The organism is Halorubrum halodurans (assembly GCF_002252985.1).
Lineage (GTDB): Archaea > Halobacteriota > Halobacteria > Halobacteriales > Haloferacaceae > Halorubrum > Halorubrum halodurans.
The window spans coordinates 38,372-62,571 of record NZ_NHPJ01000092.1 but is presented as its reverse complement, the minus strand read 5'-3'; the positions used below and the strand labels follow the sequence as shown (position 1 = coordinate 62,571).

Sequence of the window (24,200 nt, the reverse complement as noted above, 5' to 3'; positions counted from 1 at the left end):
AACAGAGCAGTCTATGAAGAACATACACACGACTCAAGCACTTCTAACAGCGTATCCACCGAGTCGCTTATATCGAACTTCGTATGAACCGTATCTCGTCCGTTTTGTGCTATTTTCCGTCTCGTTTCAGCGTCTTCAAGAAGATCTTGGACAGCCGTTGCTAATTCTCCGGATCTCCTTGGGGATACGAGTAGACCATCATGTCCACTTGTGATGAGTTCTGGTATGGCGGATACTGTCGTTGAGACACATGCTGTTTCAGACGCCATCGCCTCTTTCAGTGCGACGGGCATCGCGTCCCGATCACCGTCTTCGGCAACGATACAGGGGAGCAAAAAGACGCAGGCTTCACTTAATTCCCGTCGCAACGTTTCGTCCGAAACATGCCCGAGAAATTCAACGTGATCTTCGACACCGTGTTTCTTCACCTTCTGTTGTAGTTGCTCCTCTTGGTCTCCACTTCCAATGATATGATATTCGATATCGTATCCCTGTTCGACCAGATGGTTTACCGCCTCGATCGCGAACGGATATCCTTTCTTTTCTACTAATCGAGCGACAGTCAGGAGTCTATTCTCGATTGTGGGTTCGGATGGTTCGAACTTTTCGACCCGTGATGTCGCGGGAACGACCGTGATACCGTTCTGTACTCCAATCTCCTCGCGCAGGTATCGACGATTGTATTCCGATGGAACGATCACGTGATCCATCCCGTCACAGATGTAGCGTATTCGGCTGACGTTTGGTTTCTTGAATATTTCAACGGCATGAGCCGTAACCGTACATGGGATGTCGTGATGTCTCGCAGCAAGCATTTCACCAATCCTGCTGGGATTCGCGAAATGGCCGTGAATGATGTCGATATTAAACTCGAGTAACTCGATGAACTCCGAACATCGGCGTCCTAATAACAAGTTATGTCCGACCTGTTTAGAGGAAAGTCGAGTGAAGAGACCGCCGGTTACGTGCTCTGTCGCCATCCTGAGGGTTTTCCGTGAAAATAGATCCGAGAAATCGGTGTACGAGACGTTCCCATAGTAGACTGGAACGTCGAGATCTTCGTACTCCTCATGGGTAGTGCGCTCTCCCGGATCCTTCAGAGCGAACACAGCGACCTCATGTCCTCTGCGTGTGAGTTCACTTATTTCGTTTAGAACGAAACTCTCTGATAATTTTGGAAATGAGTCAACGTAGTACAAGATTCCTAACTGTTCCATATCCCAAATTCGCCTATGTACTAATCCGTAAGCAGCTGTTGTTATAGATTGTGAATGGCGATCGGAGTGATACCTCAATCTCGACTTTCCGTCTCAGAATCGCTTCACGACTGTACTGACATGAGATCGGAATTCCTGTATCGGGATGTGTCCGAAGACGACGTTGATCCCGATGAATAGCACAAATCCCAAAGGCGGAAACACAAGCAGAGAGATCAATGGTGAGACCTCAACGCTGAACACAGTCGCGAAGAACACGATGGCGAATACTCCCTGGGCAAGCACGAGTGGAGTGATCCATCGGAGTGAAACCACTTCGAATGGGGAAGAAAGCCAGATACAGACGTTTCCGACGAACAGCATGACGTACGATATCGACGTTCCGATCCCCGCACCGATGATCCCATAACGAGGGACCAAAGCGACGTTCAACAGAACGTTGAGTAGGAGAGCTCCGACAGTCATCAGTTCCGTATGTCTCACCCACCCGGTTGCCTGGAAGACAGGAACAACCACTCGAGTGATTCCAAAAAAGAACGTTCCTAAGATGAGCAATCGCAACGTCGAAGTGGCAGCAACGTAGTTCTCGCCGAAGTAGACTTGGAGAAACGGTTCAGCGAGAGCGAACAGACCGACACCGAACAGCGTTAGGGCCAGTATACTGTATTTGATCCCGGTTCGGATCTGGTCGTTTATTCCTTCGATGTCATCCTCCGCCCAGAGGTTCGCAGTCTGCTGTAAGAACGCAAGCTGGATGACGGACGGGATGAACCAGATCATCTCAGCGGGTACGATCGCGCTGTTGTATAGCGCAGTCGCCGTGGACGTTCGAAAGTACTCAACGAGGAGAATATCCGCCTTATACAAGAAGGCCGCACTCAGTCCTCCGATCAACTGAAACCCTCCGAACGTTGCTACTTCTCGTCCGTGTCTCTTGATGCTCTCGATGGAAGGGACTGAGAACTCGAAATGTCTGAGAATATATAAGATCCCAACCACTCCAACAACGATGAAGGATACGCTATAAGCAGCGAATAGCCCGATCAGGTCATACCCAATATACGCCAGATTCAACCCAATAACCACGTAGAAAATCCGTCTTCCGACGTTGAGAATTTCAGCCACGTGTTCCCGCTGTTGTCCATAGAAGGTGCCTCTCACGATACTAAAGATATTTTCAAAAACCACCGCTAACAGCAGAATCCACACGAATGGGACGTAACGAGACGGAACTACTTCGGCTCGTAGCCCGATCGCAGCGATCGACACCGCAGTGATCCCATATCCGACACTTATTAGCATAGATATTGAGACGATCTCTGACGTTTTTGTTTGATCTTTGATGTTCTCGGCGATGATCTTTCGACTCGCATCGAACAGTCCTCCTTTGGCGAGAAGAGCGAAGATCGAGAACCCGGCGAGTACGCTGACGTATAATCCGTACTGTTCTTGAGAAACGATCCGAACCAGTATCGGAGTGAATCCCAGACTTATCAGAATATTGGCCAATCTTCCTGAAAAGATTGAAAAAACCGATCGAAGAAGGGTCGACATGATTGGATTATATATCGTCTATCTTATCAGCAGTTGTCCATAGATCGGAGGAGGTCATTCTCCTACATCGCCGAGGGCGTCAATTTCCGTCCATCTGGAGGCTGATTCGGATTCTGACGATGACATAGGATTAAGTTGTCTGGAGTCTGTCGGCGACCCGAATAATATCGTCGGTCTTCCCGTACTGATTGGTCACCTTCCACGAACACAGATCCTGGGCCTTGTTTAGACGCCAGCGTTCAACGGTCTTCCCCCTCGATCGCGCGTTCAATGTTTCGCATCGCCGATTTCATGACAAGTTCGCGGAATTGACCGAACCACGTTCTCGCCCACAGCGTCTCACCGTATCGCTGCCGTAAGCCGAAAAACACCGATTCAGCGTTCGAACGCTGATTATACGCCCGGTCGTGGATAAGTAAGTTTCTCGCCCAGCCTCGGAAACCGGGGCCGCGTTGCGGAATCAGCGGTGTGATACTTTCAGCACGTAACCTCGTCCGAAGTGCTTCCCAGTCGTATCCTTTATCAGCCGCTACAGCCGTCAGATCGTCGAGATTCCGCACCAAAACCTGTAAACCGATCTGTGTATCGTGCGGTTGTTTCATCGAACAGTGTATGTCTAGAATCGCACTCGTTTCACAATCGATGAGCAACGTGGTTTTGACCGCCTTGAACGTGTAATCCGTCCGTTTCGCGTAATGCTGGCTCGCTTGGATACGATCCACGCCGGTTGCGTCGATTGCTTGTATATCTCCGAGTTCGTACATTTCGAGCGACGCGTCGAGGATCGCTCGCCACCGCTTCATCGGAATCGCTTGCTTTCGTGCACACACGGTCGAGAAGTGAGGGAGTGTCTTAACCGTCAAACAGAGAGATTTCGCAACTCTCGGCATTTCTCGCAAAACGTCCATCAATTTCCTGTAATCGTGTTGGAGATACTCTTTGAAGCCTTGAATGGCGAGAATTACCCAATCGGCATACCCGTCTTTTCCGGGCCGGTATGCCGGAGCTGGCTCGCCAGCGACGGCTTTTTTGGAGAGCGATACAACCGCCTCTGCGAAGCGGGAGGTCTTGGTTTGCACACCCAATCCGTCCCGCTTCACTTCCTATAGATTTGTCACTTCGTTAGAGCTACTAGCATGACGATACTAGTGACACACTCCTCAGACTGACCGAGTCTATCCGTCTAAACAAGGCCCAGATCCTGAGTGTACGATCTCGCGAGATCGTTCCTACATCAATTTCTTCACACCACGCAGACTCAAGAGTCTGGCCGGGTGGCTTCCTAATGCTCACTACTCCGTCGATCTCAACCGGCCTCAGCGTCGTCGAGGAACGCCTGAGCCCGGGTACGGAATTCCGGTCGGAAGGCCTCCCAGTTCTCGCCGTTCTCGGCGACCAACCGGTGCCGCTCCCGGAGGAACGCCTCGAACGCCCGCTCCGTGAGCGCGTCGACCGTGACCGGTTCACCGCGATCCTTGATCCGGGCGACGATCCGCACCAGCCGCTCCCGATCCGCGTGAGTTGCGGCCGCCTCCACGAGGTCGGCACCCACCGTCCCCCGGTCCACTGACGTCGACCGCTCCGGTCTCCGGATCACGCCCCGGCCGCCCGCCTTGTTCCGGACGACGACGCCCGCGGCGGGCCCGTCGTACCACGCCGACGACGGAACCGCGTACGACTCGGGATCGAAGTCGCGGGCGCGGCGCTCGCGTTCGACGGCGTTCACCGGATCGAGACCGAGTCGCTCGAAGATCGCCTCCGCGGCGTCCGGCGGCCGGAACGATCCCGCGGTTTCGGACCACACGTCGTGGCCGAGAAACGAGGGGAGCCGCTCCCAGTCGTACTCGACCCGACGCCGACCGGTAGCCACGCCGAAGAAGACGACGTCGGTCACGTCGTCGACCGCGCTCCGGAGCGCCTCCCGGTCGAACCGCTCCCGGACGTGTCGGACCGCGTGGCCGTACGCGTCCGGGAGGTCGTCGGGGTCGTCGTAGACGGCCTCGCGGTCGCCGAACCGGATGAGCCCGGAGTCGGCCATCCGGAACCGGAGGTGCCAGCCGTCGATCAGTTCGAGGAGCCAGAGGTGGCCGGTGAGGAGATCCTCGGACGCGTCGGCTACGGCCGGGATCGGCGGGTAGCGTTTCATGTCGTGTGGACGCGATCGATCGTCGGTACCGTCTCAGTGGCGGACCCGAATGGCTCTTGTGGCGTCACGGCGGTCCCGGCCGATGAGGAAACACTCATGCTATCGGTCTGACTACTGTTCGGCATGACGGGACCCGACGGATCGGCGGCGAGTCGCGATCGGGACGGTGCCGGAGAGGCGGTGCGTCGGGATCGGTTCACCAGGCGGTCCGTGCTCCGCTGGACGGCCGGCGTGTCGTCGGCGGCCGGCGTCTCGACGTGGGGGGTCGCCGGAGGGCTCTCGACCGCGTCGGCGACGAACCACGTGCCGGACCGGATCGTCTGTGTCGGCTCCGACGACGGGTCGCTGTACGGGATCGATGCCGCGACCGGCGACTCAGTCTGGCGGTTCACGGAGCCCGGAGACGCGGTCTCCTCGTCGCCGACGGTCGTCGACGGCGTGGCCTACGTCGGATCCACGGACGGGTCGCTGTACGCGGTCGACGCGACGGACGGGTCGTCCGTGTGGTCCTTCGAGATCGGCGACGGCGAGGACGGCGGGATCGTCTCCTCGCCGACCGTGATCACCGATCGCGTGTTCGTCGGCGCCAGCTCCGGCGCGATCGTCGCGCTCGACCGGGGGGAGGGTACGGAGGCGTGGCGCGTCTCGCCGTCGCCGGCCGTCGTCTCCTCGCCGGCCGTCGACGGCGAGACGCTGTACGTCGGGACGGAAACCGGCGACGTCCTCGCGCTCGCGACGGCGGACGGAACGGAGCGGTGGCGGGTCACGTCCCCGGAGGGCGGGATCTCCTCGTCGCCGGCGGTCGTCGACGGGACGCTGTACGTCGGCTCGTTCGACGAGCGGCTGTACGCGGTCGACGTCGAAGCGGGTTCGACGGCCTGGCGTACCGATCTCGAGGACGTCGTCTTCTCCTCGCCGGCGGTCGTCGACGGAACCGTGTACGTCGGATCCGTCGGCGTCGACGTCGGGCTCCACGCGCTCGACGCCGAGACGGGCGACGCGCGGTGGACGACCGACGGGGTGGCCGGCGTCGTCTCCTCGCCGACGGTCGTCGACGGAACGGTCTACGTCGGCTCCGTCGACGGGTCGCTGTACGCGCTCGACGCCAAGGGCGGCGATCCGGTGTGGTCGAAGAACACCGGCGACCAGGTCAACTCCTCGCCGACGGTCCGAGCGGGGACCGTCTTCGTCGGCAACGCTGCCGGGGAGGTGTACGGGTTCGAAACCGACGACGGCGGACGGCGGTGGCTCTTCGACGACCCGACGGACGCGGTCTTCTCCTCGCCGACCGTCGTCGACCTGGCGGATGACGGCCACGGCGTCGGGTCACGGACGGCGCTCGGGACGCTCGGACACCACCACGTGGCGGCGGGCGTCGAGTTCGCGGAGGGTGGCGGTTCCGGCAGCGACGGGAGCGCCCCGTCCGGATCGACGGGATCCGGAGGCTCCTCCGGCGCGGACGGATCCACGGACGGGGGCGGCGGGGACGACGGCGATGTCGACCCGTCGACCGAGTCGACCGACGGAGCCGAGTCCGGGGAACTCTCGACGGCGGACGGGGCGGGGTCGACCGGACCGATCGGTCGGATCCCGACGATCGGGCTCCTCGGCGCGGCCGGCGGGCTCACGGTCGGCGCGCTCGCGGCGTACCGATTCCTCGGCGGGGGGTCGACCGACGCGTCGTCGGGAGCGGGACCGGACGCCGCCTCCCCGTCGGAGGGACCGTCGACGACGAACGCGGCGAGCGAACCGAAAGCCGGCGAGCCGGCGACGAGCGACACCGGGAGAGAGCGAAGCGCCGGGAGGGAGACGTCGGCGGACGACGGCGTCGACGGCGAGCCGACGTCGCCGACTGCGGCGGCGGCCGCGGCGGGCGACGACGGCGACGACTCTCGAGTCGACAGCGACGCCGGATCGGCGGACGGCGACGCGCTGCTCGCGGCGGTGGACGAGCTCTCGTCGGTCGAACCGCTGGAGTCCGTCGGGCCGCTGGCGGCGTACGCCGTCACCGACGAACGGATCGACGGCGTCGACGGGCGGGTCCTGGCGCTTCCCGACGCCGCGGACGGCGGGGAGCTCGCCGACCGGTTCCGCTCCGTCGCCACCGACTGGGGCAGCGTCAGCCACTACGACGGGATCGTCACGGTGTACGGGTCCGGAACCGAGCCGTACCCGTGGGTGCTCACCGACCCGATCGGGGACGTCGCCACGCTCGGCGAGTTCCTCGACGACCCGCCCGCGGATCCCGCGGCCCGGCTGTCGCCGGTCGTCGACGCCGCCGAGGCGATGTCGCAGGCCAGCCGCTACACGGTCAGACACTACTACCTCTCGCCCGAGACGATCCGCGTCCTCGGGTCGGCGGGGGAACCGACCGGCCTCGTCGACGATTGGGGCCTCTCGGCGGTGCGGGACACGCCGGATCACGGGACGCGGGCGCCCTCGCCGTACACCCCGCCCGAGCAGCTCTCCGACTCCGAGGAGCCGCTCTGGCGGGGCAAACCCGACACGTACGCGCTCGGCGCGCTCGCGTATCACGCCGCGACCGGGAGCCCGCCAGCCGACCACCGGCCCGCGAAGCCGAGCGAGCACGCCGGCGTGCCGTCGGCGCTCGACCGACCGATAACCCGCGCCATCGACCCGAACCCGGACGAGCGGTACGACTCGATCGGCGAGTTCGCGCGGGTGCTCAGGCTGGCGGCCTTCGACTGAGCGACCGCCGCCGACAGGGTGGTCCCGAACCGGCTCCGTTCGATATCGACGCTGAGAATGGATGGACAAGTGATATATCTGTCGACGGAGAACGTGTCACCGAATGCCATCACGTCGTCGATTTCTGGTTGCGGGGGCAACGGCGGGGGCGATCGCCGTGAGCGGGTGCACCGACGCCGTCGAGATCGCGACACAGGAGGAGATCGAGCGGTCCGCGGAGCCGGCCGAGCCGGCGGAGTCGAGCGTCGAGGAGACCGGCTTCGAGCAGGTCCGAAACGAGACGGTCGTCGTTGAGGAGGAGTTCGAGGAGTTCGGCCAGCGCCGCGAGTTCACCGCGCGCACCGAGGTCCGCGCGTACCTCCGGGAGATCGAGTCGGAGCTGACCGGCCAGGAGCAGTCGGTGTTCGCGGTCGTGAGCACGCCCGGCGTCTCCGCCGCGGGACAGCAGCTCAGCCCGCTCGCCAACATGGACGAGGACGAGCTGATCGACGAGGCGCGCGGCGAGATCAGCGCCGAGTACGCGGGCGAGATCCGCGACCCGGAGCTCGACGAGACGATCGAACAGGAGGTGTTCGGCGAGACCACCGAGGTGAGCGTCTACGAGGCGACCGTCGTCCTCCCCGACGGCACCGAGGAGCGGGGGTACATCCACCTCACCATCGTCGAGCGTGGCGAGGACGTGGTCCTCGTCGCTGGCGCGTACCCCGCAGGCGTCGAGGGCGAACGCGAGCGGATCGAGCGGCTGTTCGAATCGTTGGAGGGAAACGAATAGAGCTGTTCAACGATCAAAGGAATGCCGCTTCAAGTGGTGGCCTCTGAACTCGACTGCTCGAATTCGCCGGGAACGCATTCGACGGCGACCCACGGCTTGGGACCGATCTTCCAGTCGACGAGCGTTCTGATGGTCTCGGGACCGGAGACGTTCCGCTACTGTGCCGCGATCGAGTCGAACCGGTCGTACTCGGCCTCCGGAATTCGGCCACGAGGCACTCTTATCGCGACGGGATCGCTGCCGTCGGCGGTTCGTCCGTCGAACGTCTCCCCAGTGTGTGCTCGTCCCGATCCGCTCTCCGGCGGTGATCGTTAGGTCGCTCCCGGAGAGGGTTCGGTCGGGACGCATGGTTACGACTGGGTCGGTTCGAGTTCGAAGTCCGACTTAAAGACCTGATTCTCACCGCTGAAGTCGACCTGCCGTGAGGCCTCCTCGTACCCATCGGCACTCACCTCGACCCGGTACGTGTCACCCGGAGGGATCCCGGTGACCTCGTAATCCCCTGTTAACTCGCTCGTCCCTTCATAAACCTCCCCCAGACCGACTACTACATCGACGGTCGCACCTTCGATCGCGTTCCCGTTCGTGGCGTTGGTGACCTCTCCTTGTAGGGTTACGCCCGTCGATTCCGCCTCTTCCTGGGTCCCGCCCGTCGATTCGAGTTCGATCGATTCCTGCTCGCCGAACGATCCCACGGACCGTTCGGCCGACTCGTACCCGTCGGCACTGGCGCGTAGCGTGTAGCTCCCGTCGAGACCGACGGTGAACTCGTAGCTCCCGCCGGTCGCGGAGGCAACGGTCTCGCCCGCCCCGTCGACGAGTTCGATCGACGCGTCGACCTCGCCGTCGCCGTCGGTCGAGAGCGGGTCGCCCGTCTCCGCGTCCACGACCTGACCGCTCACGATCCCGTCCGCCGGCGAGACCTCAAGCTCGGTCGTGTTCCCGGGGACCTCGACCGACTCGTTGTCGTACGCGAACCGCTCCGTCGACGCGACCGACAGGGTGTAGTTGCCGGCCGACACGTTCTGGAAGGCGAACTCCCCGTTCTCGGCCGTGACCGTCTCCGGTTCCGGCGCGGTCTCGTTCCCGGTGGAGGCGGCAGTTGGTTCGAGAGTGACATCGGTGGCCGTCGTCAGCGGCTCGTCGTCGGCACCGTAGACGGTCCCGTTGACCGTGGCAGCGACGTCACCGCCCCCACCACCAATATATCCGAGCTCGCTCGCGCCGACGAACCCACCGATCAACACGAGCAACACCACTGCGGCGATGGCGACGTACTTGCCGATCTCCGCCATGTCGAACCGGCTCGAGGAGCCGGACGTCGAGAGCCGGTCGGTCGTGGAGCCGCCCGAACTCGGCGCGCTCAACGCCGGGACGCGCTGGCCCACTCGCCGCCGGATCTCCGAGCTCGAGAGGCCGTGCTCCCGCGAGAGCGTCTGGACCGACTCGTTGATCGAGGCGATCTCCTCGTCGATGAGCCGGCTGCGGATCGACTCCTTCGTCGACTCCCACTGTCCCTCCGTGTCGCCGATCGGGGCGATGCCGCTCGACCCGTTCGGGGCGACGACCAGGTCGAAGTCGGACAGCGCGTTCGACTCCGGCGAGTCGGCGACCGCGGCGCGGTCGTACGTGCCCATGAGCTCGTTGACGAGCCCGAGCGCGCTCTCGGCGTCGCGCACGCCGACCGTCCCGCCCCGGCGGGACCCGACGAGCTCCTCGAGTATCGCCCTGTCCTGACCGGAGCCCGGAAGCGAGGTGTTGCCGGCGTCGATCGCCCGGAAGACGCTCATGTCGTCGGCGGAGTCGTCTATCGTGTACCCCCACTCGGTCTCGATCCGGTCTCTCAACGCGTCGATGAACTCCCGCATCGAACCGTCGCGGGTGGTGTACACGGCGTAGAACTGCTCGGTGCGGGCGTTCCGGGTCTCTCGCGCCCGGAAGAACATCGTGAACTTGCGCTCGCGGCCGGCCTCGATCGCCAGCCTCACTCCGTCGTAAAACAGGTCCTTCACCCGTTCGTTCGACCGGCCGCCGCCGCCCGTCGGCGAGTGTTCGTTTCCTTTCGTGTCGTATACGCGTAGTGATGGCATCCGTTGTCACCCCATTTTCTCGAGGAGTTCGTCGAATCCGACGGTCATCACGTTCCCGTTGCGGTCGCGCATCGGAACGCGTTCGCCGTTCTCGTCGGTCGTCGTCTGGTAGTACACCGGGTGGATCTTCGACCCGGAGGTGTCCTGTACGAGCGTCCGAACCGTCTGGTTGTTCTCGATCAGCGTCTCGCTGACGAACTCCTGGAACTCGTCGAAGTACTGGTGTGCCTCGAGCGCCTGTTTGTCCCGGAACTCCTCCGCGAGGATGTCACACTTCGTGGCGACCAACAGCACGTCCTTGTTCGAGGCGACGTCCAGAATGTCGAAGTACGGCTCTATCTCCAGCGGCTCGTTGTTGTGGTACCGCTCGACGTCGATGATCAGGATCAGCGTGTTGGCGTCTCGAACCCGCTGGGCGAGCAGCCGGAGCGTCGAGTTGTCGATCTCGTCGTCCGGACTCATCAGCGCGTTCGGGAGGCGCTCGAGGTACTCGCCCGCGTAGTCGAGGCTCGACAGCTGGATGTTCTTCGGGAACACGCGGCCGTCGACGAAGTTGAAGTTCAGGTCCTCGACGTCGGTCTGCCCGGTCGCGTCGAGCTTCCAGCCGGTGTCCTTCGACGCCGCGTCGAGCGACCCGACCAGCTCCATGAGGTCGCTGCTCGGGTTCAGCGGCGTGTCGGCCTCGCGGCCGACCGCGTCGTCGAGCGCGGCCAGGTACTTCCCGACGAGGAACAGCGACTTCCCCGACCCCTGCGGACCCAACACGAAGAAGTTCTCCTCTGCGTCGTACGTCACGAAGCGGCGCAGCGTGACCACGAACACCGCCGCCATGAGCGTGTTCACGCCGATGCTGGCCCACTCGACGCTCACGGTCGGGCTCGGCGGCACGATCCGCACGGTCTCGGCCGAGACCTGGAGGAACTGCGGGAAGTTGACGTGGTACTCGATCAGCCCGCCGACGACGATGGCGCTGATCAGGTAGAACAGGATCGTCGCGGACCGGCGGAACTCGAGGGCGCTCGCCGTCCGGACCTCGAGCAGTTTGGGACCGCCGCCGACGAGCCCGCCGCCGACGAAGCCGGCGAGGACCCACACGATGTTGGCCGCGAAGTCGATATTCGGGATGAACAGCCCGATCGACAGCAGGGCGACGAGCGCGGAGACGGTTCCCAGCCACAGCAGGATGCCCTGGACCCGTTTCTTCGGGTCGAGGGTCACGAGGACCAACAGCCCGAGGTAGAGCCCGAACATCAGCGCGGAGAACTGCTCGAGGGTGACGCCCACGAGCGGGTTCAACGCGAGGATCGCCGGCCTGACGATGTCCGACGCCTGCCACGCCTCGCCGAGCGAGAGGAACAGCGGCCCGGCGACGATCACCATCACGGCGAAGTAGACGACGAGAAACACCTTCTCGCCGTTCTCCTCGAGGAACTCACCGATCGCCGTCATCTACCGATCACTCCCCCCCGTCGAGCGTCTCGGAGGGTGCGTCGGCCTCCGCCTCCTCGTCGGTGAACGGAACGTTCTCGATGTGCTCCTCCAGGAGGTCGCGTTTGATCTCCCCCTCGTCTCTGAGGAAGAACTGCGTGTCGTTGGGGTTCTCGAGGTTCAACACCTCGTTCCGCCGGACGTAGTATCCGTCGTCGAGGCCGTAGGTGTGATGGACCAGGATGTCGGTGTCGTCGGACGCCTCCTTGGCCCGGTAGCCGGTCTGGTAGCCGTCGGCTTCGACCTCCGCACGGAGGTTGTCCAGGAAGATCCCGTCGATGAAGATCCCGAGCCCGATGTCCCAGCTGCCGCCGGCCTCGACCGGGAACGACGCGAAGTTCTCGCTGCCGGCACCCAGGTTGTACGCGCCCTGGAAGACGGGCTTGAGGTCGGCCACGTCGCCGATCTGGTTTATCGCCCGGCTCATCACCCCGACGACGATGTTCATGTCGTTGTACCGCGAGCGGTCGCCGCTGATCCGGCGTTTCCGGATCCCGGTGTACTTGGGGTTGTGCGCGTTCTTCGCGAGCTCCTCTAGGGAGCCGCGGAGCCGCTGGCGCTCCGTCTCGTCGTCGAACAGCTTGCTCTCCGCGATGTCCGCGTCGTCCCTGAGCTGGAGGATGTCGTGCGGCTTGACGGTCTTGACGTAGCGGTACTGTTCGTCCTCCGTCGAGACCGAGGTCTCCCGGCTCTCGTTGTAGTTCTCGCGCAGGTTCCGGTAGCGGTTCTGCGCGTTGATGAACGCGTCCCGCGGCCCGTTCAGCTCCTCGAAGAGGCTGACCGTCCCCTCGTAGAGGTCGGCCCTGTGCTCCGCGTCCTCGAGCTCCGACCGGAGCTCGTCGCGCCGCCGCTCGACGTCGTCGGTCTCGATGACCTCGTCTTTGATCACCGCCTCGAACTCGCGAGCGATCTCGGAGAAGTTCGCGCCCGAGTCGAGCTGGCGTTCGACCTCCTCCAGCGCGCGCGGGCTGTCGGTCTCGAGCTCGGCGCGCGTCTCCGCGACGATCTCGCGGCGACGGTCCTCGAGCTCCTCCTCTATCGTCCGCTGGAGGCTGCCGACGGAGAACTCGAGCTCGATCGACAACGAGTCCCCGGCGCGGGAGATCGTGAACACCTCGTTGTCGTCGAGCTGGTTGCGCTTCATCCGGTAGTTCTTCTGTGCCTGCTTGCGCTCCTCCTCGCCGGAGGTGTCCCACGGCAGGATCGACTCGAGCGTCCCCTCGTCCTGGTTCATCTGGATGAACGCCTGTTTGGCGTCCGCCAGATCGGCCAGCGAGGCGTTGATGCGCCGTTCGGTGTCGGAGACGTTGATCCCGACGCGGTCGAACTCCTCTGAGAGCTCGTTGAGCGTGCTTCGGACCTGTCCGTCGCTCACCGCCTCGAGCTGGTCTTCGGTCTCGGCGTTCTTCACCTCGCGACCGTACGTCTCGAGGGCCATCTCGAGGTCGTCGCCCAGGCGCTCGGCGTCGATCGACCGACAGTCCTCGTACTCCTCGTAGACCGGCCGAACCGACCGCTCCCACTCGTCGACGCGGCGGTCGACCTCGTCCTGCTGGGAGCGGCGTCGCTCCTCCAGCTCCTCGTCGGCGTCCTCCAGGTCGGACTGGAGCCGGTCACGTCGCTCCGTGGCCTCCTCCAGTTTGGCCTCGAGCTGGTTGAGCCGGACGCCCGCGTTGATCCCCTCGTCCTCCAACGCGAGGAGGTAGCTGATCGTGCTCTCGACGCGGTTGTCGTCGACCGCGCGGAGCCGCACGAGGAGGTCCTTCCGGTGGGCGAGGCGATTCAGCTCGTCGCGGATCACGTCGCCGAGCTGTTTGTCGATGCTGTCGACGAACTGCTCGCCGTCGCTGCTCACCTCGGCGGTGCCGGCGCGGATCGAGCCGCCGATCACCTCGATGAGCTCGACGATGTCGTCGGCCTCCATCTCCGCCTCCGAGACGATCTCGCGGTAGATCGAGACCGACTCGTAGTCGAGCTCGGTGAACAGGTCGAGATCGAGCAGCGACTTCACGTTGTTGAGCCGCGCCTCGAGGTCCGTCCGGTCGGAGTCGTGGAGCTCGCCGTTCATCCCGTCCGGGCTCCACTCGCGCGAGAGGAACCGGTCGACGCCCGCGTAGATGTCCGCCTCCGCCTCGAGGGCGTCCTGTTTGGCGTTCAGGATGTCCTTCGTAACGGTCTTGGCGTCCTGTATCGCGTCGACGTTGTACCGGAGGACCTGCGGGATCCCGATGATGAAGGGGGCGTAGGAGGGCGTGTCCGCGAACGGGTCCTCCATGTCCATCATGTTGTAGTAGGTCGCGATCAGGTAGATCGCGGCCCGGTCGAACTCGAGCAGGGCGTCCGAACTCTGGAGGATGTTGGCCTTCTTTCCGCCGAAGCCGGTGGGATCGATCGGGATGAGGATGCGGTCCTTGAACAGGTCCTCGTCCTGGAGGCTGAGGTACTCGAGCTCCGAGAGCGCGGCGTGCGCGTTGGCGTTCTCCGCGTCGCCCTCGTCGTCGTTCGGAAGGACGCCGAACAGCGTGATCTCGGCCGTCCGCTGGGTGCGTTTGAGGTGTTTGACCAGGTCGATGAAGATCCCGGAGCCGGAGCCGCCCCCCAGGCCGGCGATGACTGCGACCTTCCCGCGACCCGGAAGGTCGATGGCCGTCCGCACGTCGTCGTCCTCGGCGTACGCCTTGTAGTAGAGCCCCTTCCCGAGCCCGCGCTTCCGGACGACGCCGGTGGCGAAGTCGAGGTTCTCGTTGATGAACTCCGGCTGGAGCCACCAGTTCTCCTCCTCCATGCCGACCCCGGAGGCGATGCGCGGCACCGCCTCCTCCCCGATGAGGTCGTTCTGGTCGTGGAGCTGGATGTTCCGCGTGAGCGGAAGGTACTCGATCGTTATCTCCCCCGGTCGACCGGTGTGTTCCGAACGGAGGCGGTCCTTGGTCTCCTGGATCTGCTGTTCGATCTCCTTGATCCGTTCGAGGTCTCGGTTCTCCTCCTCCTCCGCCGTGTCGATCACGGTCACGGTCAACGACTCGGGATTCGGGCGGGGCCGCAGGATCGCCTCCTGGACCCAATCGGCCTTCAGCAGCTCGTAGGTAATGGCCTTCCCAGCGCCCCCGATCGCAAATATCCGGCTTGGGAGATTCATGCTGACACTCAACGATCCTTACAACAATCTATAAATTATTCGATGGCTGGATATGTTTTTGACAGCTCCCGAAAACGAATCGGCGCCGATCGGCGCGCTCGGGCTACGTATCGGATCCGTCCGCTCCCCACGGCTCCGATCCGCTCCCCGCGGCTCCGATCCGCTCCCCGCGGCTCCGATCCGCTTTCCACGGCACCGATCCGTTCCCCGCGGCTCCGTTCTCCCACAGCTACAAACCGGTCGCCGTGGTACGAACTGGCATGTTACCGATCGCGGACCGGTTCGAGTCGACGTACGACGGCTGTGACGTACTGTACGGACGCGGACGGGTCGCCGACCTCGAGGCGTCGCTCGCCGACCGGGGGATCGGCGACGCGCTCGTCGTCTGCGGTTCGAACGTCGGCGCGAACGACGACCTCATGGGGCCGATCCGGGCGGGCCTCGGCGACCGACACGCCGGGACCTTCGACGGGACGACGCCGGCGAAGCGGGCCGAGACCGCCTTCGAACTCCTCGAGGCGGCCGCCGAGGCGGAGGCGGACGCCCTCGTCGCGGTCGGCGGGGGGAGCAGCCTCGACGTCGCCAGGCAGGCCGCCGTCCTCGCCGCGGACGGCCGCGATCTCGCGGCCCTCGAGGCCGAGGCGCGCGAGGGGTCGATCGAGCCGCCGACCGCGGATCCGGCCCTCCCCGTGGTCGCGGTCCCGACCACGTTCGCGGGCGCGGACCTCTCGGCCGGCGGGTCGCTCGAGGTGCTCTCCGCCGCCGCGTCGACGACGGGCCAGCCCGTCCCGGTGCGCGGCTCCGCGATGCCGGCCGTCGACCTGCTCGACCCCGACCTCTTCGAGACGACGCCCCGGTCCGCCCTCGCCGGCTCCGCGATGAACGGCCTCGACAAGGGGATCGAGACGACGTACGCCCGCGACGCCTCGCCCGTCAGCGACGCCACCGCGATCCACGGGATCCGGCTCCTCTCCGGGGCGCTCCCGGTCGTCGCGGGCGACCGCGCCGGCGACGAGGCGGCCGCGATGGACCGGGCGGTCGCGGGCGCGCTCCTCGTCCAGATCGACCGGAAGATCAGCGTCATCCACGCGTTCGGCCACGGCTTCGCCCGCCGGTACGACGTCCAACAGGGGGCGATCCACGCGGTCGTCGCCCCGCACGTCCTCGCGTACCTCCTCGAGGAGGCCGACGCGGGCCGCCGGGCGCTCGCCGCGGGGTTCGGGATCGACGCCGAGGGCCGCGACGACGACGCGGTCGCGGAGGCGGTCGTCGAGGCGGCCGCGGCCGTCCGCGACGCGCTCCCCGTCCCGACCCGCCTCCGCGACGTCGACGCCGTCCGCGAGGACGACCTCCCCGCGATCGCGGCGTTCGTCGCCGAGGACCCGCCGATGGATCGGGCGCCGGCCGGGATCGACGCCACCCCGGAGCGTATCGAGGGCGTGCTCCGCGGGGCGTGGTGAACGCGGACTGTGGGGGTCCCGCTAGTCGTCGGCGACCGCCGCGTCGGGGCGATACGCCCGGCTTATCGCCTTCCACTTGCCCGACCGGAACCGCCAGTAGTTGATCGCCGCGGGGATCGTCGTCTCGGCGAGGAACGCGAGGTAGAGCCCCCACAGCCCGAGCCCGGTGGTCGCGCCGACGTACGCCAACGGGATAGACACGAGGAACATCCCGACGAACTGGCTGGCGAAGGGGATCTTCGTGTCGCCGGCGGCGTCGAGCGGCCCCGCGGCCCCGCCGGAGATCCCCTGGAAGATCACCGCGACGCAGGCGGCGTACACCAGGTTCACGGCGATGGGGACCTCCGGGCTCGCCGCGCTGTCGGCGAACAGCACCACGACGTCGGTCGCGAACGCCGCGATGAGCGCCGCGCTCACGAGGTACGTCCCGACGGAGAAGCGGATGATGTCGCGGGCGTACGCCTCCGCCTCGCCGGGGTCGTCGCCGCCGAGCTCCTGGCCGACGAGACTCGAGGAAGCGAGGCCGAACCCCCACCCCGGCGTGTTCATGATCCCCCAGATCCGTCGGGCGATGACGAACGCCGCCACCGTGTTCTCGCCGAAGATGTCGAGGACGGCGAGCATCGGGAACTCGGCGGCGGTCCACACGAGGTTGCGGGCCCCGACGGGGAGCCCGATCTCGACGAGGTCGTGGAGCATCTTCGGGTTGAGGTACGACCCGAACGGGTCGATCGCGACCGGGAACGCGCCGAGCAACGGGAGCCGACCCCACGCGAGCCCGGCCGCGAACGCCGCGGTGACGACGACGTTCGAGAGGACGGTCCCGAGCGCGGCCCCCTCGACGCCCCAGCCGAGCCCGAAGATGAACCCCACGTTCAAGACGACGTTCACCGCCGCGCCGCCCGCCCGAAGCTGCATCGCGGTGTAGGCGTCGTCACACCCCACGAGCACCCGGCTCCCGACGAGGTTCAAGCCCGCGAAGGGGACTCCGAGTCCGACGATCCGCAGGTAGTCGGCACCCAGCCGGATCGCCGCCTCGTTGCTGCTGATGAGCGAGATGAGCTCGGTCGAGTACGTCCAGAAGACGACCGTGACGGGCGCGCTTATCGCGACCACGAGGAGGGTGCTGGCCCGGACCGCGTCGCCGAGCTCCCGGAACGACTCGGCCCCGTAGCGCTGTGAGACCAACGCGATGGTCCCGCCGGCGACTCCTCCGCCGATGGCGAACGCCACGCCCCAGAACGGCCCGGCGAAGCCGACGCCGGCGACCGCGCTGGTCCCGATGGCGACGCCGACCATCGCCACGTCGACGGCGTTCTTCGACATCCGCGCGACGCCGGTGACGATCCGGGGCCACGCGAGGTCCGTCGTCCGGACCACCCGGTGGCGGTCGATGAGCCCCAGGCGAGCGAGCCCGAAGCCGATGTAGAGGACGACGAGCCGGAACGGGTTCGGGAGGGAGGACACTGGGAGTACGGGCCCTTCTCCGGCAGTGATAAAGGCGTTTCCTCACGCGGCGGGCGTTTCCGGATCGCGCCGACGGGGGCGTTCCGGTCGTCCGCGCCGTCAGGTGCCGGAGACGAGATACACCGACGCGACGGCGAAGACGATCCCGAGGGCCTTCCGCGCCGAGAACGACTCGCCGAGGAGGACGACCCCGATCAGCGAGGAGAAGACGAGGAAGGTGGCGAAGATCGGCGTCACGACGCTGACGGGACCCAGGGAGAGGGCGCGGTACAGCGCGAGGATCCCGACCGCGAGGAAGACGCCGGCCGCGAGGACGTGGAGGAGCTTCGGGGAGCCGAGATGCGAGGTGAATCCCTGTCCCGTGTACCAGACGATGCCGACCGCCATCGAGACGAGCAGCGTGTTCGAGACGATGACGGCGACGTCGCTCGGGATCGCGTCGGGGCCGGTCGTCGCGATCCGCATGAGCGGCGACACGAACGTGTACGCGCCCATCGCGAGCAGCGCGTACGGGAGATAGGTTGTGTCCATGCCGGGAGGTGCGGCGGCGGCGACAAGTGTCTGCCGACCCAGGACGGAGGGATCGTCGGCCCGCGGTGGAACGCTTCAGTACGCTTTTGCGTCGAGCGGCCGAACGGACGGACATGGAGTCCACGTTCGACCACGTGATGATGCGCGTCGAGGACTTAGAGGAGAGTCTCGACTGGTATCAAACGCATCTGAACTACGAGGAGAAGGGACGCTGGGAGGCGGACACGTTCACGAACGTGTTCCTCGGCCCCGAGGACGTCCACGACGCGGGCGCGCTGCTCGAACTCACGTACAACCACGACGGCCGCTCCTACGAGATGGGCGACGCCTGGGGTCACATCGCGGTCCGCGTTCCCGAGGACGCGCTCCAGGAGTCGTACGACCAGCTGATGGACGAGGGCGTCGAGGACTACCGCGACCCCGAGTCCTGCGGGAACCGCTACGCGTTCGTGAAGGATCCCGACGGCCACGAGGTCGAGATCGTCAAGCGCGACTACGGCGCGAAGTGGAGCCTCGACCACACGATGATCCGCGTCGAGGACGCCGACGAGGCGCTCGGCTACTGGACGCGCAAGTTCGAGTACGGCGAGGCCCGCGACCGTTGGGAGGCCGACACCTTCGCGAACTACTTCGTCGCGCCCGAGGACGCCCCGAAGGAGGCGATGACGCTCGAACTCACCTACAACTACGACGGCCGCAGCTACGAGCTGGGCGACGCGTGGGGCCACCTCGCGGTCGCGGTCGACGACCTCGACGACGCGTGGGAGGAGTTGATGGTCCGCGAGTCCGCCGACTACCGCGATCCCGCATCGTGTGACAACCGCTACGCGTTCACCACGGACCAGGACGGCCACGAGGTCGAGCTGGTCACCGACGACTGAGGCCGGACGCGCTCGCCGCGGCCGGCTCGCGCCTTCACTCGTCGTCGCCCTTCATCGCGCCGAGACGGTCGACGAGCTCGTCGGTGTCGGCGTCGCCCTCGACCGAGACGTCCCCGTCGTGGTCGTGTTCGTGGACGTTCACGGCCCCGTCCTCGTCGGTCTCGACGTCCTTGCTACCCTGTTCGCTCTCGTCGTACGATCCGAATCCCATACCTCCGGGTCGCGGAGCGGAGTGAAAAGGGCGATGACCGCGGCGCGGTTCGGGATCGATCCGCACACGCACGGAGCCGGCGTCGACGCACGCACGGGGCTGTCGACGACACGCACTGTGCCGGTGCCGAGCCCGCGGAACCGCGGGTCGTCCGACGCCCGTCGGACGGCCCCTATCGTTTATGTCTCCCGAGGCAGTTCCCACGGGTGTGTCACTGAGGCGGAGCGGTCCGATAGACGAGCTCTCGGTTCCGTCGGGGACCACCGTCGAGGAGCACGACGTGGTCGTCGACGGCGACGTGCTCGTGGGCGGGCAGTCGACCGTCGAGTTCGGGATCCGCGGCCGCAACGTCGCGATCGGCGAGCGCGTCGCCGTCGGCGACGACATCGAGGCGGACGGCGACTGCCGGCTCGACACCTGGTGTTCCGTCGACGGCAACGTCCTCGTCGGCGAGGACGCCTACCTCGGCGAGCGGGTGACCGTCACCGGCCGGCTCATGGTCTCCGGCGACCTCGACATCGGCGACGACGTGGAGATCGAGGAGGGGTTCGAGGCCAACGGCTGGATCGTCATCCGGAACCCGGTCCCCACGCTCGTCTTCTACTTCATCGTGCTCTCCCAGCTGTTGCGGGTCGGCGAGACCGACGCCGCCGACGAGCTGGCCGAGGCCCTCGCCGACGGCGACGACGTCCGCGACCCGCTCCTCGTTCCGCGCGGCGCCGAGGTCTCGGACGACGCCTGGCGCGTGTCGACGCCCGCGACCGTCGGCGACGACTGCCGGCTCCACGGCAACCTCCGGGCCGAGTCGATCGCGGTCGGCGAGCGCAACGAGGTGTTCGGCTCGTTACGTGCCCGCGAGGACGTCGTCGTCGGGGGCGGCTCCACGATCCACGGCGACGTGACCACCCGCGGCGGGACGGTCACGATCGAGGCGGACGCGCACGTCCGCGGCGACGTCTCCGCCGGCGACCTCGTGATCCATGACGGCGCGGAGATCGACGGCTCGCTGCGGGCCCACGGCGAGATGAAACTGGTCCGGCCGGCCGACGACGGCGACGGAGCGGAAGGCGATACCGACTCGGCGTCGGACGCGGACGCCGACCCGGAACCGGACGGGAAATCGGAGTCGGTCGAAGAGCCGGAATCGGAGTCTGGCGACGACGAGACCGGCTCCGCCACTCCGGAACGCCCCGTGGCGACGGCCGACGGGTCCGGTTCCGAGGGGGACGTGGAGGACGGTTCCGAGAGGGACGTGGGGGACGCTCCCGACGACGCCTCCCCCGCGGCGTCGGGGGCGCTACACGCGACGCTCGAGGAGGCGGACGCGGACGATCGCGGGTCCTCCGGGACGGACCGGCCGCCGGGATCGAAGGGCGAGGAGGACCCGTCTCGGGAGTGACGGCGCCGGCCGACGGGCCGGACGTCGTCCGCCCTCGTCGCTACGTGTCGTCGCCACGTATCGTCAACACCGGTTGGTCCGCCATCCGAACCACCTTCTCCGCGACGCTTCCCAGGAGGTAGCGTTCGACGCCAGTCCGGCCGTGGGTTCCCATCACGACGGCGTCGACGTCGTGTTCGTCGGCGTAGCGCAGGATCGCCGAGTGCGGCGTCCCGGTCTCGACGGCGGTTACCGTCTCCACGCCGTCGAGCGCCGCGGCCGTCTCCTCGACGACCGTCTCCGCCCGCTCCGCGAGTTCGTCGTCGAGGTCCGATCCCTCCATCCCCTCGTAGCCGGTCTCGGCGCTCCGGGCGCTCATCGCCGAGGGCTCGTCGGAGAGGAACCCCCCGCTCGCCCCGAGCCCGGCGTGACGCGTGTCGACCACGTGTATCACGTGAACGGTCGCGTCGAACGCCGACGCCAGGTTTCGAACGTGTTCCGCCGCCGCTTCCGACCCGGTGCTCCCGTCCGTCGGGTAGAGTATGTCACGGTACATGGTCCCACACGCACTTCTCGATGACAGCTGAAAAACACGTCGGGGATTCCCGCGTTCCGACGCTCGGCACTCCCCCCGGCGATCACTCCCCGACCGCCGGCGCGAACACGTCGCGGTGGAGCGACTCACAGACCGCGTCGGCGAGGATCCGGAGGTTCTCCGTGTCCTCCCGGTTGTACGACACCAGCGTCTCGAGGGCGTCGTCGTCGCCGCGCTCGTACTCGCGCCAGAGCCGGACCGCGTCCCGCCCGGACAGGTCCGGACGGTCGCGCTCGATGCCGATCTCCCGTTCGATCGGCTTCAACCCGCCGGAGAGCCCGATCCGCTTCGCCGGGTACATGAGGTCGAGGTGCGGGGTGTCGACGTCGATCCCGAAGGACGTCTCGAGGAACGGCACGTCGAACCGCGCCCCGTTGAACGTCGCCAGGAGGTCGGCCTCGCGGAACTCCTCGCGGAGCCGGTCGGCGGTGAGGTCGTCGCCCGCCACCAGGGTCGTCGTCTCGCCGTCCCGGTGGAAGCTCACGGTGGTGACCCGGTCGCGGTGCTCGTCGAGGCCGGTGGTCTCGATGTCGAAGAAGCAGGTTCCCGCCCGGAAGTCCTCGTAGAGCCGCCAGCGCTCGCCGCTCGGGAACTGCCGGTCGAAGTACGTCGCGTCGCCGTCGTCGAGGTGTGTGCGCGCCTCGGCGATGAACGACTCGATCCGGTCTGTCGTGGTGGAGCCGACGCCGGCGACGTCGACGGCGGGGTCGAACTCGTCCCAGGTCCGGACGCCCCGCTCCCAGAGCCGGCGCTCCGTGGTCTCGCCGACTCCCTCGACCGGAATGAAGCTGTTCTCGATGCGCATGTCCGCTACCGGGAGACGGGCGGCCAAAAACCCCGCGTTGGCTCCGGCGGGATCCGGCCGGCCCCTTCGATCTGCGGCGTATCGTCCGGTGGACGTTCTTTCACACCAACGACCCCAGATCCGGAACCGCGGTTCCGGATCTCGGGGAGTTCACCCATCGGCCCGCTCACGGGGTCTCTCGGTGACTGCTGAGAGCACCGTGTGATATATGACGGACGGATACGGTAAGGAGAATCAATCTGACGTGGTTTGCCAGCCGATGAACCTCTCGAACCCGTACGTGAACCCGAGGAAGATCGCGGCGAACACGAACCAACGAAAGGTATCGAACGTGCCTGTGAATGCGAGGACGTTGAACACATACGATAGCGACGCCCCGACGAACGCGGCCACATACAGGTTCCGCCGGTCGTCCATACGGAGCACTCAACGGTATGCGGATTAACTCTTCTCCCGTCCGTATCGGTTCGTGTCACACGACCGATCGCGCTCCCGTCTCCTGCTCCTATCCTCACTGGTAACAGCGTCAGCGCTCACTCGCCCGCGTCGAACGCCTCCTCGCCGTGGTCCTCGATCGCCGTGAGCAGCTCGTCGCGCTGCCGGCGGAGTTCGAGCGGGAGGTCGGCGTAGGCGTGATCGAACATCGCGGCCGGGTCGGGCTCGATCGCCTCCGCCGCGTCGATCGCCTCCGCGACGAGGTCGTCGGCGCGGTCGCGGGCCGCCGCGACGCCCTCGTCGTCGATCCGGCCCGTCTCCCGGAGGAACGTCTCCATGCGGTCGATCGGGTCGATCGCCCGCCAGGGGTCGACCGCGTCGTCGTCGCGGTAGGCGGTGGGGTCGTCGGCGGTGGTGTGCGCGCCGTAGCGGTACTCGACGAACTCGATCAGGACCGGACGGCTCGGGGGTCCGGCCCCCGCCGCGTCGGCACTCCCGCCGTCGATCACGCTCGCGTCCCCCGCAGGTCCGCCGCCGCGGGCGCGCTCGACGGCCTCGCGCGTGACGGCGTAGCTCGCGAGCGGGTCCATCCCGTCGACGCGGACGCCCTCGAAGCCGTAGGCGGTCGCCTTCGCCGCGAGCGTCGCGCTCGCGGTCTGGCGCTCCCGTGGAACCGAGATCGCCCAGCCGTTGTTGTGACAACAGAACAGGGTGGGCGTGTCGAGGACGCCCGCGAAGTTGAGCGCCTCGTGGAAGTCGCCCTCGCTCGTCGCGCCGTCGCCGAAGTGACACGCCACCACGCGGTCCTCGTCGCGGAGGTCGAACGCCCAGCCCGCCCCCACCGCGTGCGGGAGGTGCGCCGCGATCCCGATGTTGAGCGGGAGGACGTTCCCCTCGGCGATCGCCGCCGTTCCGGACTCGTGGCCCATCCAGTACGGGAGGTACTCGGCGAGCAGGTCGCGGACGACGGCCGCGCCGTGCTCGCGGTACTGGTAGCTGATCAGGTCGCGGTCCTCGAGCGCGTGGGTCGACCCCACGGCGGACCCCTCCTGGCCGGCACACGGCGCGTACGTTCCCATCCGACCCTGTCGCTGGAGGCTGACGGCGCGCTCGTCGAACCGGCGGGTGGTGACCATGTCGCGGTAGATCGCCCGGAACCGGTCGTCGGAGAGGGCCGGCACGGTCGCGTCGGGCAGCGGCCGCCCCTCGGGCCCGAGCACGCGGTGGACGTCCTCGTCGGCGAGGGGATCCGCGGGGGCGGCATTGACGGAGCCGTCGTCGCTGGCGTCGTCGCTCTCGTCCATGCCCGACAGGTGTGTTCC

At 66.0% G+C, this 24,200-nt stretch carries 19 protein-coding genes; 5 read left to right on the top strand and 14 right to left on the bottom strand.

Annotation, left to right across the window (positions count from 1 at the left end):
• Positions 1 to 11 precede the first annotated feature (11 nt).
• From DJ70_RS09590 to DJ70_RS09575, 4 genes are all read right to left on the bottom strand, one after another.
• On the bottom strand, positions 12 to 1,217 hold the full coding sequence (locus DJ70_RS09590) for a glycosyltransferase family 4 protein (protein WP_094532343.1): 1,206 nt from the start codon (positions 1,215 to 1,217) through the stop codon (positions 12 to 14).
• A gap of 93 nt (positions 1,218 to 1,310) precedes the next feature.
• Positions 1,311 to 2,771, bottom strand: a complete 1,461-nt coding sequence (locus DJ70_RS09585; RefSeq protein WP_094532341.1) for an oligosaccharide flippase family protein — start codon at positions 2,769 to 2,771, stop codon at positions 1,311 to 1,313.
• A 239-nt stretch (positions 2,772 to 3,010) separates the two neighbouring features.
• Complete coding sequence (locus DJ70_RS09580; RefSeq protein ID WP_094532339.1) at positions 3,011 to 3,871, bottom strand: IS5 family transposase; 861 nt, start codon at positions 3,869 to 3,871, stop codon at positions 3,011 to 3,013.
• A 206-nt stretch (positions 3,872 to 4,077) separates the two neighbouring features.
• Positions 4,078 to 4,917, bottom strand: coding sequence for an RNA ligase family protein (locus DJ70_RS09575; RefSeq protein ID WP_094532337.1), 840 nt, complete (start codon positions 4,915 to 4,917; stop codon positions 4,078 to 4,080).
• Between the two features lie 123 nt (positions 4,918 to 5,040).
• Between DJ70_RS09575 and DJ70_RS09570 the strand changes: the two genes are divergently transcribed.
• Both DJ70_RS09570 and DJ70_RS09565 read left to right on the top strand, forming a co-directional pair.
• On the top strand, positions 5,041 to 7,626 hold the full coding sequence (locus DJ70_RS09570; RefSeq protein WP_094532335.1) for an outer membrane protein assembly factor BamB family protein: 2,586 nt from the start codon (positions 5,041 to 5,043) through the stop codon (positions 7,624 to 7,626).
• Between the two features lie 157 nt (positions 7,627 to 7,783).
• Complete coding sequence (locus DJ70_RS09565; RefSeq protein WP_094532333.1) at positions 7,784 to 8,398, top strand: DUF6517 family protein; 615 nt, start codon at positions 7,784 to 7,786, stop codon at positions 8,396 to 8,398.
• 350 nt (positions 8,399 to 8,748) lie between these two features.
• Here the strand turns inward: DJ70_RS09565 and DJ70_RS09560 are convergent, their stop codons facing one another.
• The 3 genes from DJ70_RS09560 to DJ70_RS09550 are packed head-to-tail and all read right to left on the bottom strand — an operon-like array spanning position 8,749 to position 15,115.
• Positions 8,749 to 10,488, bottom strand: coding sequence for an MSCRAMM family protein (locus DJ70_RS09560; RefSeq protein WP_094532331.1), 1,740 nt, complete (start codon positions 10,486 to 10,488; stop codon positions 8,749 to 8,751).
• 6 nt (positions 10,489 to 10,494) lie between these two features.
• The gene (locus DJ70_RS09555; RefSeq protein WP_094532329.1) at positions 10,495 to 11,937 is read right to left on the bottom strand and encodes a hypothetical protein; all 1,443 of its coding nucleotides are present in this window, start codon (positions 11,935 to 11,937) and stop codon (positions 10,495 to 10,497) included.
• A gap of 7 nt (positions 11,938 to 11,944) precedes the next feature.
• The gene (locus DJ70_RS09550) at positions 11,945 to 15,115 is read right to left on the bottom strand and encodes a tubulin-like doman-containing protein (RefSeq protein ID WP_094532327.1); all 3,171 of its coding nucleotides are present in this window, start codon (positions 15,113 to 15,115) and stop codon (positions 11,945 to 11,947) included.
• 260 nt (positions 15,116 to 15,375) lie between these two features.
• Here DJ70_RS09550 and DJ70_RS09545 point away from each other — a divergent pair, with 260 nt between their 5' ends.
• On the top strand, positions 15,376 to 16,575 hold the full coding sequence (locus DJ70_RS09545; RefSeq protein ID WP_094532325.1) for an iron-containing alcohol dehydrogenase family protein: 1,200 nt from the start codon (positions 15,376 to 15,378) through the stop codon (positions 16,573 to 16,575).
• A 21-nt stretch (positions 16,576 to 16,596) separates the two neighbouring features.
• On the opposite strand, the gene DJ70_RS09540 is transcribed toward DJ70_RS09545, so the two are convergent.
• Together DJ70_RS09540 and DJ70_RS09535 are read right to left on the bottom strand one after the other, a co-directional pair.
• Entirely contained in the window at positions 16,597 to 18,042 is a 1,446-nt protein-coding gene (locus DJ70_RS09540) for an MATE family efflux transporter (RefSeq protein WP_094532323.1), read from the bottom strand.
• Between the two features lie 99 nt (positions 18,043 to 18,141).
• On the bottom strand, positions 18,142 to 18,573 hold the full coding sequence (locus tag DJ70_RS09535; protein WP_094532321.1) for an EamA family transporter: 432 nt from the start codon (positions 18,571 to 18,573) through the stop codon (positions 18,142 to 18,144).
• Positions 18,574 to 18,686: 113 nt separating this feature from the next.
• Between DJ70_RS09535 and DJ70_RS09530 the strand changes: the two genes are divergently transcribed.
• The gene (locus tag DJ70_RS09530) at positions 18,687 to 19,454 is read left to right on the top strand and encodes a VOC family protein (RefSeq protein ID WP_094532319.1); all 768 of its coding nucleotides are present in this window, start codon (positions 18,687 to 18,689) and stop codon (positions 19,452 to 19,454) included.
• 34 nt (positions 19,455 to 19,488) lie between these two features.
• Here the strand turns inward: DJ70_RS09530 and DJ70_RS09525 are convergent, their stop codons facing one another.
• Complete coding sequence (locus tag DJ70_RS09525) at positions 19,489 to 19,665, bottom strand: DUF5786 family protein (RefSeq protein WP_094532317.1); 177 nt, start codon at positions 19,663 to 19,665, stop codon at positions 19,489 to 19,491.
• Positions 19,666 to 19,873: 208 nt separating this feature from the next.
• Here DJ70_RS09525 and DJ70_RS09520 point away from each other — a divergent pair, with 208 nt between their 5' ends.
• Positions 19,874 to 21,064, top strand: a complete 1,191-nt coding sequence (locus DJ70_RS09520) for a polymer-forming cytoskeletal protein (protein ID WP_094532315.1) — start codon at positions 19,874 to 19,876, stop codon at positions 21,062 to 21,064.
• 40 nt (positions 21,065 to 21,104) lie between these two features.
• On the opposite strand, the gene DJ70_RS09515 is transcribed toward DJ70_RS09520, so the two are convergent.
• The 4 genes from DJ70_RS09515 to DJ70_RS09500 form a co-directional block, all read right to left on the bottom strand.
• Positions 21,105 to 21,599, bottom strand: coding sequence for a universal stress protein (locus tag DJ70_RS09515; RefSeq protein ID WP_094532313.1), 495 nt, complete (start codon positions 21,597 to 21,599; stop codon positions 21,105 to 21,107).
• Positions 21,600 to 21,681: 82 nt separating this feature from the next.
• A complete protein-coding gene (locus tag DJ70_RS09510; RefSeq protein ID WP_094532312.1) occupies positions 21,682 to 22,443 on the bottom strand; it encodes a ribonuclease H-like domain-containing protein in 762 nt (253 codons plus the stop codon).
• A gap of 234 nt (positions 22,444 to 22,677) precedes the next feature.
• Entirely contained in the window at positions 22,678 to 22,860 is a 183-nt protein-coding gene (locus DJ70_RS09505) for a hypothetical protein (RefSeq protein ID WP_094532310.1), read from the bottom strand.
• A gap of 116 nt (positions 22,861 to 22,976) precedes the next feature.
• Positions 22,977 to 24,182 carry a thiamine pyrophosphate-dependent dehydrogenase E1 component subunit alpha gene (locus DJ70_RS09500; protein WP_094532308.1) on the bottom strand — a complete coding sequence of 402 codons (1,206 nt, stop codon included), beginning with the start codon at positions 24,180 to 24,182 and terminating at the stop codon, positions 22,977 to 22,979.
• Between the last annotated feature and the right edge of the window lie 18 nt (positions 24,183 to 24,200).